The sequence below is a fragment of the Paenibacillus radicis (ex Xue et al. 2023) genome, from assembly GCF_024722015.1.
Taxonomy (GTDB): Bacteria; Bacillota; Bacilli; order Paenibacillales; family NBRC-103111; genus Paenibacillus_S.
Window position 1 is genome coordinate 116,385 of sequence record NZ_JANQBD010000011.1, and the last position, 12,539, is coordinate 128,923.

Below are 12,539 nucleotides of genomic sequence, written 5' to 3' on the forward strand. Positions count from 1 at the left end.
TTATCTCTCCTTTACCCTGCTTTGCCGGAAGGGGAGTTTTTCATCAACGAGCCAAAAATCAGGAGCAGGCCGACTAGTGTAATGACTGACACAGCCATCGCATAGCCCATCTCATTATTTTCAAATGCTTGCTTGTAGGCATAAATGCTAAGCGAAGATGTTGAGTTGGCAGGCCCGCCGCCGGTCAGCGCAAAAATGATATCGAAGACGCGGAACGCATCGGTTCCCCGGATCAAAGTAATAACAATAATAACCTTCGATAACATCGGCAGTGTAATTTTCGTTAATGTCTGGAAAGCTCCCGCTCCGTCTATTTTGGCCGCTTCATACAAATCATGCGGTATGGACGTTAATCCGGCAGAGACGACAAGGATCAAGAAGGGAGTCGCATGCCAGGCATCGGCGATCACAATGCTGAATAACGCTGTGCTTGTTTTCTGCAATCCGCCGAATGATTCCAGACCGAACCAGGACAATACATAATAAACAAGACCGTACGTCGGATCATACATATACCGCCAGATTAAACCAACAATGACATGGGAAATGAGCAGTGGCATTGTAAATAATGCTCTCATGAAGTTGGCCAGCTTCGCCGGGATAGTCGTCAGTAATACAGCTATACCGATTCCGAGCAGAAGCTCCAGGCATAGTGCCATCCCCATAAACAGAAATGTATTCCACAGGGAGTGTAATGCCGTCTGGTCCTTAAAAAACCGGATGTAGTTGTCAAAAAAGACGAATACTGCTTTGGATTCCTGTCCTAAACCGTATTGAAAGAAACTCATAAACAACGCATAAACGAGAGGGACAATCATCGCAATAAACACGATGACTGCTGCCGGCAGGACTAGAAAACCGGCCAGAAAGCTGGCTTGATTTTTCTTCATCATGCGGCTTTGCTGATAGTTAATGACTGCTGTTCCGCCTTGGGGTTTATCCACTTTTTCTACTCCCCCGTATGTGATTTTTAGAATTGCGAGGCAATCTCTTGTTGTACTCTCTCCAATATTTCCTTAGGATCGGCGCCCGAAGTAATAATGCTCGACATACCGTTGCCTAGTGCTTCGACAAGCTTAGGCGCGTTTGGTTGAAGCGGTGATGTGATACCGTCTTTTAGAGCAGTTCCAACGGCAGGCAACCACGGCGCCTTCGACACAAGCTCCTGATCGTTAAAGAGAGATTGGCGCAGACTGATATGGCTGGCATTTTTGAGGCTCATCTTTTTCTCCGTTTCCTTGCTGGTCAGCCATGCTGCCAACTGGAACGCCTCTTTAGGATGCTTGCTGTCCTGCGGCAAACACCAACTCCACACGTTGATTAAGCCAGCCGGACTTTTCTTATATGGCAGCGGTGCGTATCCCAATTTGCCGTTGACCTTCGACTTGGTCGGGTCCTCCAACTGCGAGAACAGTCCTGATTGCGTAATGCCAAGCGGAATTTGTCCGAATTGCAAAGCTTTCGTGACCTCATCCCACCACCATGTTGTGCTGCCTTTCATTGAATATGAAGCAAGCGTTTTCCAAAATTGCATCGTTTCAATATTCGCAGGCGTCGCCAATTCCAGCTTACCGGAAGCGTTGAAATAATCCGAACCATTAGTGCGCTTCAAAATGGTAAAGATACTGACGCTGGCGCTGCCTTGCTTTCCGGGAATACCGATCCCCGTTCCTTTGTCAAAAAAGTGCTTCGCCACTTTCAGCGTATCGTCCCACGTTTGCGGAGGCTGCAGTCCTTCGGCCTGAAGCATCTCTTTGTTATATACGAGCAGCGGCATCTGCTCGAAATTCGGCAGCCCGTACAGCTTGTTGTCGACGGTAAACGCTTTAATTGCGCTCGGGTTCATATCAGCCGCATCGTATTTGCTTCCAGCTTCCTTCACATAATCATCCAGCGGGGCCAGAAAACCCGATTTGACGTATTCCCCGATCCACGATTCCTGTGCCCAGATTAAATCGTACTGCCCGGTTTTACCCGACATATTCAAAGTCTGCTTAGGCTTCAATTGGCCAAAATCAATCGCATCCATCTTCACCTTGATGCCCGTTTCTTTCTCAAATTCCTTCAGCAGCTCAGCCTGATCGTCTGCATGGGGTCCCGCCCATCTGGAAATCGTCAGTGTCACATCGCTTTTAGGCGCTTCTTTAGCTGCGCTTGAAGCAGTAGTACCGCCGTTCGTGCCGGATGCTGCAGGTTTCGTGTCGCCTGTGGCGCAGCCCGATAGCAGCAGCAGAGCGGAAAGGGAACCCGCAACCAATTGTTTAGTTTTCTTCATAAAAACAGTCCTCCCGAAACGTTTTGGATTTTTCAACCTAACAATGTTTTAAAGTATTGGGCAAACTCATGAAGCATTTGTTTCGTTGCGAATTCTCCACTGTAATCCTCCAGACCCAAATACCCATCGTAGCCAACTGCCTTTAAATCGCCGACGAGCTGAGGCCACGGGACGCAGCCTTTGCGCAAGCCAGCCCAATCGGCCTTCCAGATATCATTCCCCTCTGCACCATCTACCCGGCTCCAGCTCACATTCTTTACATGGACGTGGGCTAGATACGGACCCATTATGTCGAGGCCCATCCTAAAGTTCTCGTACCCTTCGTAGATCATGTTCCCCGGGTCGTACAGGATGCCAATGAATGCCGGATCGAATCCATCGCATAACCTGCGGGCGGCCGAAGCGCTGCTGATGATCGTGTTGTGATGAATCTCGACAACTCCTTTAACCCCGTAACTACGGCATAATAGTTCGGATTTGCTCAAATATTCCCGCGCTTCTTCATACAATTTTGAATAAGATTCGTCCCCGTTGTATAACGGAACGCCCAACCGGATAAATGAAGCATCCATGAAGCTTGCCGCCTGCAGGAGGCGCTCCGTTGTCACCAGGTCTCCTGCAGCCATATTCGGCAGGACGCCAACCGAAGTTATATTCGCTTCTTCTGCCGCCAACCTGTACTCGAACCATTTCGTCTTCTCGGATGCAATGGGAATGGAACAGCGATTATTTTTCCAAAAGGATGGCGACTCGTCTAGCGCATCCTGGGGGACATCAGCAAATCTCCATTCAATTCCGTCTATACCTGCTTCCTTTACTGCTGAAATCGTCTCACCCAATGTTAAGTCCGGCGTCGATGCAGTGAATACAGACAACTTCATTCGTGCTTCCCCTTTCCATTTGATTTAATCCAAGCCAAGAATGTTATGTTTCTTAAGTTTTTAGCAGCAATCTATATTGAAGAGTGCTAATTTTACAACCAAACATCACCCCCTTGTTGAAATCAACTTTTTTTTCTTACTTTTTCAAAAACTCATTGATTTGCCTTTGCTTCTCGTCAATGATCTTGTCTACACCGGCTTTTTTCAGCTTATCTATGAATTCCTTATACTTGGCATTCTGCTGCACATCGGTTCCGGAGCCGCTTTCCAGCGTTTTGCGGTATTCCACCACAATCGTGTTCACCCTGGATATTTCCGTTTTGACTGGATCGGGGTTAAAATCAAACCCCGATATGACCGATTGGGTAAAATTATTCGGATCGGTGCTCATCTGGATAAACTTCTTATCCGAAGCTGTCGCAGATGCCGGAATTCGGGCATTGGACCAAGGTGTTACCATCCACCATAAATTTTGAAACACTTTGGAAGGATCGATACCGTCCGGGTATTTGAACTCCTTATCGCCCACCGGGATGAAGTCTTTTCCTTTAATCCCATACAAATACAAGTCTCTAACGTCTTTATCCTTATACAGCAAATTCAGAAACATCAGCACCTTCTCGGCGTTGCGGGAAGAGGGCGTAATGACGATAAAATTACCGGCTTTAAACGAGCTGACCATTTTAAAACCTTCTCCTTCGATGGACACATAGTCCAATCTCGCTCCAGGATCAAATTTCGCCCGCCCCGCGCTGTTTTCTCCCGTATAGCCTTCCGGAGCATTGCTGATGTAACCCAGACTCTTCGTGTCGGAGATCAGTTCCGACGCCAGAGAGGATTTGCTGAACAACGAATCCTTGTCGATCAGCCCTTCATCCCACCACCGTCTCTTCAATTTCAGAAAATCTTTGTACTGCTGGGTCTCGAATTGATTGATGACAACGGGTTCGTTATTCAGCAGAAAACCCGGGGAGTTAAAATCATAGCTGGGAACAAATTCACGCTGTGTGCCGAGAAAAGCCATTGCTTTATAGTCTCCCGTGTATTCGCCGTTGTATCTGATGCCTACTCTGCCGTTTGCCTTCTCTGCGGCCAGCACCTTCTTCAGAAATTCCTCCACCTGCTGAAGCGAACCCAGGTTGCTAGAACTGTATCCGTATTTCTCTGCAAGATCCGCTCGGAAATGAAAACCCTGCGGATATTCGATCGGGCCTGGAATCGGAATCCCGTACAGCTTTCCGTTATATTTATTAGAGTTAATATATTCAGGGGTAAGCCCCTTATATAAATCGGGAGCGTAACTTTCAATTAAATCGGTAACATCTTTGGCTCCCATCCGGTTCAAAATCTGCGAATAATTCTGCCAGTACCCGTTATAGAAGAAATCGTAGTCCTCGCCGGCAGCCATTTTTACAAGCAGTTGGTTGTTGTAGCTGCTCCAGGGGATGTACTGAATATCCAACGTCACATGAATAGATGCAGAAAGCTTCTTATTCAGTACCTCCATGACTTCACTGTAATGGGGCGGTGTCTCACCCGGTAATACGAGCTTTAAAATGACTTCGTTATTCCGCTTGCCATCCGTCACGGCTTTGCTTAATAATGGTGCATTGCCGTTGTTGTATAAGGACAAGGTATCGCTGCAGCTAGAGAGCAGCAGTATCGCTGTTATTAAGGACAGCCATGCAATTAGCGTCTTTCTGTTCACGAAGTTCCCTCCTGTAGGAATATTGGGGGTCGTTTCTTGGTGTATCGTAGCCTTTTACAACCGAAAAATATACTTCAAAATATGATTATTACTCAGAAATCCTTAAATCTGATGTTTTTGCAGCAACTGATAGAGCGAATTGTTGAAAAAAAGAACCAAGCATCGCGGCCTGGTTCATTTGGTGTTATTCAGTCTTCGGTAAGCGTTGGGTGTTAATCCGTATTCTTTCTTAAAAACATAATAAAAATAGTTGCTTGAGTTAAATCCAGCCGCGTGCGCGATGGCATTAATCAGCATATCCGACTGCTCGATCAGCTCCTTGGCTTTCTGCAGCCGTTTACGGTTGATATAGTCATGAACAGATACTGTCGTCTGCTCTTTAAACAGGACATTCATGTAGCTTACCGAATACTTTAAGTATTCCGCTACGTCTGTGGCAGAAAACTCTACCCGCGTATAATTCTCGTCGATATATGTGAGTGCGCTGACTATCATCTCATTGGATTTTGTCTTTTTGCCGTTTTCCTGTACGTTTACCGCATCCAGAATGAATTCATTGATCCAAGACGTGATTTCCTCCACGGACTCGAGCTTCATAAGCTGATCATACATCTCCTGATAGGACAGAGTCGGTAGCGGGTTACCTTTGGACGCAGGCGGCAGACTTTTAAGCACACTGATCGTAACTTCGCTTGTAATTGCAAGCATATCCCGATAAGGATAGCTTTCCAGCCCTTGGAGCAAACTTTCGACAGCAGGCTTTACCTTATCCAGTTTTCCCAAATTTATCTCGTTGATGATGGCTTTTTCTTTATCATGCGGATACCCCGATTTCTCCAGATGCCGCAAACTTACGTAGTCCAAGATGGAACCGGCTCCTCTAAATATGCGATGATGCGTTGCTGCCAAAGCCCCCTCGTAGGAGTATTCGGCTTCGTACAAAGTTTCGACCGATTCCCCAATGCCAATCGTTACGCTTATATTCAAATAGTGCTTAATATTGGACTGTACCTTGGATAATACCTCACTCAGGTTCTGAAGATCATCCTCCCAGTTATTGATAATAACCGCCACATGATCCGCCGCTATATTGACAGGCAGACTGCGATAGCTCCGTTCCATCGTTTCTTCTGCAATATTGCACATGGCAAACCGTACTAAATATCTGCTCTTACTGTCAAAAAGCTCCTCGAACCGATTGTAATGATCGATGCGTAAGACGATGACAGCAGCTTGGTTGTCGGTTTCCAGCTGAATGTGATGCTCCTTAATCTGCTCGTCAAACCGGCCTCGGCTATCGTGATGACCCAATAACAAGCTCTTCAAAAACTGCTCTCTTAGCAGCACCTGCGTACGATGCGAGAAATTTTCCAGCGATTCGTTTTCTACAACCACCTTGGAGAAGGCTCTTTTAACGATTTCGATGTCCCCTTCCATCTCGATACCCGCTAGTCCATTCGTCTGCCGCTTGACCAGCTGAATGAGCGACCTGATTGGTGAATAAATAACCCGCGATAGAATGACAGAGATGATCAAGCTCGCCACAAGCAGCACCGAAGTACTAATTAATGTGATATTTTTAATATTGATGAGGCTTTTGAACATCTCGGTGTACGGATAAATGCTCACATAATGAAAGCCGGTGCTTTCCATGGTTGTTTTCTGAAAAGACACGACATACTTATTGCCATTTACATTCTCGATAAATGAGCCGTTGGATTCTGCACTTTGCTGAATCCGCTCAAAGAAAGCAAACTTCCCATTCCCCCCGGTAAACAGGCTAGAGGAAGGCTTCGTTACAAATTCCCCATCGTTTTGAACGATGAACATTTGATTCAGCGGATCATTCACCATCTGATCGATAAGAGCCTGAAATTTGTGGCTGTTAATATTAATAACCATCGCCCCTTGAATCTCCCTTGAGCTAGGTGAAGGTTCGGTTATAATAAGCGACAGCAGTGGTCCATCCGAATCGTTCCCGGGCGGACCTTTGCGCAAAATATATTGAATTTTCGGAGAGGTATACCGGTATCCGCTTAATATTGCCGTCATTTCGGTGTCCGCAAAATCTCTGACTCGCATATTCGCATACTTGGTCGAAATAACGACATTTTGCTGTATGTTGTACAAATAAATCGATTGAACGATTGGATTGAGCTGCAGCGTCATGTTCAACCGGGTGCCGAGATTGCTTTGCATAAACGTATCCATCTCGTCATGTGAGAACATTGCTGAAAATATAATATCGTTATAGTAAAGATCGTAGCCTATTTTGACCGTAGAGGTGTATAAGTAGTTGGAGATATTCTGCGTCTGAAAAAGCATGTTGTGGGATAAGTCTTTAATTTCTCGTTCCAAAATATTTTGAGATTTATAATAAAACAGACCGAATACTAGATAAATATTCAGGATGTTCAGGATAATGAAAGACACGAGCAGTTTCATGAATGTATTTTTTCTTATGGAAAGGGAGGTGCGCGTGATTCCTAGCGACTTCATGCCGGACAGGTCCTTTCTCGTGGGCAGCGTTTGATTAGTTCTTATCCTATTCTAGCATGAAATCTAAAGAAGTTTTGAACTTTTCAGGAACTGTGATTTAATTAAAAAGGGTTACCTCACAAGCAGTTTCCTACTGCTTGCGAGATAACCCCAAGTAAATATAAAGACTAGCAGACAGTCAATAATACTCAGCCTTCCGTCGCCTAATTAGCCAAAACTTTATCAAGATAACGGAGAACGGCTTCCTTATTCCCTGATACCTCTTGCTCACGTTTTTGGTCCATGGCAACCCGGTCTTGAGCTGCACGAACAACCTGCTGCTCTTTATCCTGCGGCACGACAACGACTCCGTCAACATCTCCGACGATAATATCACCTGAATTAATGCTTACTCCTCCGACGGAAACAGCTACTTTCGTTTCTCCCCCGCCAAACTTACTGCCGGCCGCTACCGTAGTTCCTCTGGAGAAAACAGGAAAACCAAGGTCGCGTATTCCCTTAATATCACGGATCACGCCATCTACTACGATCCCCTGCAGACCCAAGGTTTGAGCTAGTCCGACAACAAAATCACCGGCTACCGCGCGGTAAGTGTCGGCCTTGGCGTCAATGACCAAAACATCTCCGGGACTCGCTTCCCGAATAGCCCTAAGCACAGCCAAATTATCGCCGACAGGTATTTTAACTGTGAAGGCTCTCCCTGCAATTTTGTATTCTTCCTTTAACGGCTTGATGGCAGGATCCAGATTGGTAAGGCCGTTCAAAGCATCCGAAATACTTGTAGTTGGAAGTTCAAGAAATTGGTTTTCAATTGCAGACATTTGAGTTTCCCCTTTCCACTCCGTTATTTTGTTTCCACACGCGTATACCGGTTAACGGGAATCGGCAGCCCCAGATTTTCACGAAGTGTGCGGCCCTCATATTCGGTACGGAACAACCCTCTGCTCTGCAGCTCCGGGATGACTCCGTCAACGAAATCCTCTAATCCACCCGGAACGTAAGGCGGCATGATATTGAACCCGTCTGCTCCATTTCCAGCAAACCATTTCTCAATATGATCCGCTATTTGCACCGGTGTACCAACCACGATTCGATGCCCGCGCGCTCCGGCCACTTCCTTATACAACTGGCGAAGAGTGAGCCCTTCCCTGCGCGCGAGATTAAGCAGCAGTTGCGGGCGGCTTTTCCGTCCGTTCGATTCCGGAATGTCAGGAAGCTGATCATCTAACGAATACCCGCTTAGATCAAATTGGAATCTTTCAGAAAGGGAAGCAATCGCTCTGGAATCATCGACAAAGCTTTGCAAATATTCATATTTATCTCTCGCTTCCCGCTCAGTCTTACCAATAACCGGAAGGAGTCCGGGCAAGATGAGCAGATGCTCGGGAGAACGGCCATACTGCTGTAAGCGGCCTTTTAAGCTGGAATAAAAAAGCTGCGCTTCCTCTAACGTCTGTTGGGCTGTGAACACAACCTCTCCAATTCGAGCGGCGAGATCTTGCCCGGTATCGGAAGAGCCGGCTTGAATAACGACCGGATGTCCCTGAGGACTTCGTGTCACATTCAGAGGCCCCTTCACGGAATAATATTTGCCTGCATGGTTCAATGTGTGCAGCTTATTCCTATCTATGTAATCACCGGTAGTCTTATTGACAATATAAGGATCTTCCTCCCAGCTGTCCCACAAACCTTTGACAACCTCAACAAATTCCTCTGCACGCTCATACCGGATCCCATGCTCCTCATGCTGATCTCTATTGAAGTTTTGCGCTGCTGACAATGTCGAAGTCGTTACTACATTCCAGGCCGCCCGGCCCCGGCTTAATAGATCCACTGAAGCGAGCAAGCGAGCCAGATTAAATGGTTCATAGTAAGTAGTGGAAGCCGTGACAGCTAAGCCAATACGCTCCGTAACCTTGGATAGCGCCGCAAGAAGCGTAATAGGTTCAAACCGTGCAACAACCGATGCAGGAGAATCAGGCGAAGTCGTTAATCCGTCTGCCAAAAAAACCATATCAAACTTAGCCCGCTCCGCCGTCTGGGCCAATTGCTGAATTAATTCGAAGTTTTCACTACCTGCTTGAGCTTCATGATGTCTCCAACCGGCAACATGATGTCCAGCAGCTTGTAAAAATAAACCGAATTTTAGTTGTCTAACCGTTTGACTCATATTCGACGAACACCTTCATTCCTTGAAATGTATGATTGCATTCATGGCTTTATTTGGCTGGCTTCAGCTTAATATCTTCTGCATAGAACATTTCGTCCATTCTCGGATTGAATTCGATTCTATTATTGACTCCATACGTAAATTTGTTTTGATAAAGATAAATTCTCGGACGGCCGTCCGCAAGAATCTCTTGTACCTTCTTATACTGTTCTTCTCTTTCCTTATCATTAAGATTGCTCGAAGCAGCTTTCAGAAGTTTGTCCACTTCCGGATTGCTGTAATCCGTTTGCTGCTTTGCTCTTTCTGTGATGAACGGCTCCAGCGGCAGTGGCGATTCAAACATCGAATTTCCTTTACCCTGCAAAGCAAGCTCTTTGAACGTGTTGGAATTATCACGCTGCTTATACTGAGTTTGTTCCAATATTTCAAGCTTTACTTTGAAACCGACATCCTTCAAATTAGCAGCAATTGTTTCTGCGATCTCTTTAAACGAAACCGGTGAGCTTAATGTCAATTCAGCACCATTCGGGTAGCCGGCTTCCGCAAGTAATTGTTTGGAGCGTTCTTTATTGTAAATATTCGTGTTAAACAATTTCGGGTTATTGCCTAAGATCCCGGGACCTATACCTTCTTGGGTTGGCACTCCTGCACCTCCCAGCACATTATCTACCAGTGTTTTCTTGTCGATAGCCAGTTCAATTGCTTCGCGAACCTTTGGATTCTCTGTTAGGGTCCCAGGAGTTTGCCGAACCAGCAAGCTTTGCACCCGTGCGCTATCTTGCTGTGTAAAGTAAGTGGTACCACTATCTTTTACACGCTTGATGTCCTCTGGCGGTATGGTGATGGCAATGTCTACTGCGCCTGTTAACAGCTCGGAAATACGCGTCGTTGATTCAGGAATAGTACGGAATACGAGTCTGTCCCATTTCGGAGCTCCGCCATAATAATCTGTATTTTTTACCAGTTCCACCCGGTCATCCTTAATCCATTTGACATATTTGTAAGGGCCTGTTCCGACCGGATTTTTCATAAAATTGTCCAGCCCCTGCTCTTGAAAATATTTCGACGGTAAAATACCTGAACTGATCCTGCTCAAACGCGCCAATAAAATTGGATCGGGCTCCTTCGTAATAATATCGACCGTAAAATCATCTACAATCTTAACTTCTTTAATAACGGAATAAGAGGAATAATCAATAAGCTTCTTATCGTTAGCGGCTCTCTCTAGTGTAAATTTCACATCAGCTGCGGTGAACGGATCACCATTATGAAACTTCACTCCCTGCTTCAGCTTGAATCTCCACGTCGTATCATTCGTACGTTCCCATGAAGTAGCTAGACTAGGTATTTTCTTCTGCGGGTCCGATCCGTCTTTCTTAACCAAATAATCAAATAGATTGACTTGAATGGCTTCCGTTTGCGTATTGCCGTGGTTATGGATATCAAAGGTTACATTGTCGGTTGTTTGTGCAATCGTCAACACCTTCTCTTTACCCGTCTCTGCTGCTCCTGTTCCCGCACCTTTAGTGCTGCTGCAGCCTGTAATCGCCAATAGGATCAATAGTGTTATGACCGGAAATTTACGAATCCAATTCATCTTTTCTGTCCCCTCCGAATATATGCATATCTAATGCAAATGCTAACCTCTATTTTATTATCGCTGTCCCGCAAACTGATTGCTTGGGCGGGTTAACCCCAAATTCTCCCGAAGTGTTCTTCCCTTGTATTCCGTATGGAACAGCCCCCTGCGCTGCAGCTCCGGGATAACGAGACGGGCAAAATCATCGAGACCTGTCGGCAGCTGTTGGGGTCTGATAACAAAACCATCGCAGGCTCCATTCAGGAACCACTCCTCCAATTGATCAGCCACCTGAACGGCTGTACCCGCAAAGGTCCGGTGTCCATTACCTCCGGAAGCTCTTTGAATTAATTGGCGTATGGTGAGCTTTTCCGTTTCAATCATATTTTTCATAAGCTCAAAACGGCTTCTGGTTTCATTAATTGTTTCAGGATCAGGCAGCTGTGGAACAGGGCCATCCAACGGATAGGAGAACAAATCTACCTTTAATCGGTCTGAAAGCCGCTTCAATCCCAGTTCGGGTATAATGGATTCATGGAGCTCAGCCTCTTTCTCCTTGGCTTCTGATTCCGTTTCTCCTACGATCGAGCTGAATCCAGGCACAATTTGTACATCATCCGGACTACGACCATATCGAGATAATCTGGATTTTACATCTGCATAAAAGGCTTGAGCCTCTTTCAAAGTTTGTTGTGCCGTGTATACGATTTCTCCCGTTCGGGCAGCGAGCTCTTTGCCTTCTTCTGATGATCCCGCCTGAGCCAGTACTGGATAGCCTTGAGGAGGTCGCGGGATATTTAACGGACCTTTAACTGAAAATGAATCGCCTTTGTGATTGATCGCATGGATCTTCTCTGTATCGGTGTAGACTCCCGTACCTTTGTCAGCAACCAAAGCATCATCCTCCCAGCTATCCCACAGCTTGGTTGTTAATTGAACAAATTCCAACGCCCGGTTATAACGTTCCGCATGTTCAAAATGCTCCTCCCTACTGAAATTCAAATGGGTTTTGCCAATTCCCGTCGTAACGATATTCCAGCCTGCCCGTCCACCGCTTAAATGATCCAGGGAGGCAAAATAACGTGCCGTATGATAAGGTTCGTTATACGAAGTGGATACGGTAGCTATCAATCCGATTTGCTCCGTTACTGCAGCCAAAGCCGACAACAACGTATAAGGTTCCAGCCGTCCAAGCGCTTGATGCTTCACACTGCCGCCAAGATCATAGCCGTCTGCCAAAAATACGCTGTGGAACTTGGCTTGCTCTGCACGTTGAGCCATCTTCTTATAGAAGGCCAGATCGGTCACGCGCTCGGGTTCTGCTTTGGAGAGTCTCCATGCGGTTTCATGAAATCCAGTGCTGTTCATAAAAAAGTGTAATGTCATTTGACGTTTGCTACTCATTCTGGTTCACCTCATGTTAATTA

9 protein-coding genes are annotated in these 12,539 nt (G+C 46.1%); all 9 read right to left on the reverse strand.

Going from position 1 to position 12,539, the window contains the following annotated elements; translation table 11 throughout:
- Positions 1–11: 11 nt before the first annotated feature.
- On the reverse strand, positions 12–944 hold the full coding sequence (locus tag NV381_RS16325) for a carbohydrate ABC transporter permease (RefSeq protein ID WP_258214357.1): 933 nt from the start codon (positions 942–944) through the stop codon (positions 12–14).
- Positions 945–970: 26 nt separating this feature from the next.
- Positions 971–2,275 (reverse strand): ABC transporter substrate-binding protein, encoded by a 1,305-nt coding sequence (locus NV381_RS16330; protein ID WP_258214358.1) that lies wholly within the window; start codon positions 2,273–2,275, stop codon positions 971–973.
- Between the two features lie 32 nt (positions 2,276–2,307).
- Complete coding sequence (locus tag NV381_RS16335; RefSeq protein WP_258214359.1) at positions 2,308–3,156, reverse strand: sugar phosphate isomerase/epimerase family protein; 849 nt, start codon at positions 3,154–3,156, stop codon at positions 2,308–2,310.
- A 136-nt stretch (positions 3,157–3,292) separates the two neighbouring features.
- A complete protein-coding gene (locus tag NV381_RS16340) occupies positions 3,293–4,864 on the reverse strand; it encodes an extracellular solute-binding protein (protein ID WP_258214360.1) in 1,572 nt (523 codons plus the stop codon).
- Between the two features lie 174 nt (positions 4,865–5,038).
- Complete coding sequence (locus NV381_RS16345; RefSeq protein ID WP_258214361.1) at positions 5,039–7,309, reverse strand: helix-turn-helix domain-containing protein; 2,271 nt, start codon at positions 7,307–7,309, stop codon at positions 5,039–5,041.
- A gap of 257 nt (positions 7,310–7,566) precedes the next feature.
- The gene (locus tag NV381_RS16350; protein ID WP_258214362.1) at positions 7,567–8,184 is read right to left on the reverse strand and encodes an RraA family protein; all 618 of its coding nucleotides are present in this window, start codon (positions 8,182–8,184) and stop codon (positions 7,567–7,569) included.
- Between the two features lie 23 nt (positions 8,185–8,207).
- A complete protein-coding gene (locus tag NV381_RS16355; RefSeq protein WP_258214363.1) occupies positions 8,208–9,533 on the reverse strand; it encodes an LLM class flavin-dependent oxidoreductase in 1,326 nt (441 codons plus the stop codon).
- Positions 9,534–9,582: 49 nt separating this feature from the next.
- Positions 9,583–11,130, reverse strand: a complete 1,548-nt coding sequence (locus NV381_RS16360) for an ABC transporter substrate-binding protein (RefSeq protein ID WP_258214364.1) — start codon at positions 11,128–11,130, stop codon at positions 9,583–9,585.
- Between the two features lie 57 nt (positions 11,131–11,187).
- On the reverse strand, positions 11,188–12,516 hold the full coding sequence (locus NV381_RS16365) for an LLM class flavin-dependent oxidoreductase (protein ID WP_258214365.1): 1,329 nt from the start codon (positions 12,514–12,516) through the stop codon (positions 11,188–11,190).
- Positions 12,517–12,539: the final 23 nt, after the last annotated feature.

What these genes read in the sequence shown, in the direction of transcription:
- NV381_RS16330 (WP_258214358.1), bottom strand. Translation starts at nt 2,275, where the DNA reads ATGAAGAAAACTAAACAATTGGTTGCGGGTTCCCTTTCCGCTCTGCTG.
- NV381_RS16335 (WP_258214359.1), bottom strand. Translation starts at nt 3,156, where the DNA reads ATGAAGTTGTCTGTATTCACTGCATCGACGCCGGACTTAACATTGGGT.
- NV381_RS16345 (WP_258214361.1), bottom strand. Translation starts at nt 7,309, where the DNA reads ATGAAACTGCTCGTGTCTTTCATTATCCTGAACATCCTGAATATTTAT.
- NV381_RS16350 (WP_258214362.1), bottom strand. Translation starts at nt 8,184, where the DNA reads ATGTCTGCAATTGAAAACCAATTTCTTGAACTTCCAACTACAAGTATT.
- NV381_RS16355 (WP_258214363.1), bottom strand. Translation starts at nt 9,533, where the DNA reads ATGAGTCAAACGGTTAGACAACTAAAATTCGGTTTATTTTTACAAGCT.
- NV381_RS16360 (WP_258214364.1), bottom strand. Translation starts at nt 11,130, where the DNA reads ATGAATTGGATTCGTAAATTTCCGGTCATAACACTATTGATCCTATTG.
- NV381_RS16365 (WP_258214365.1), bottom strand. Translation starts at nt 12,516, where the DNA reads ATGAGTAGCAAACGTCAAATGACATTACACTTTTTTATGAACAGCACT.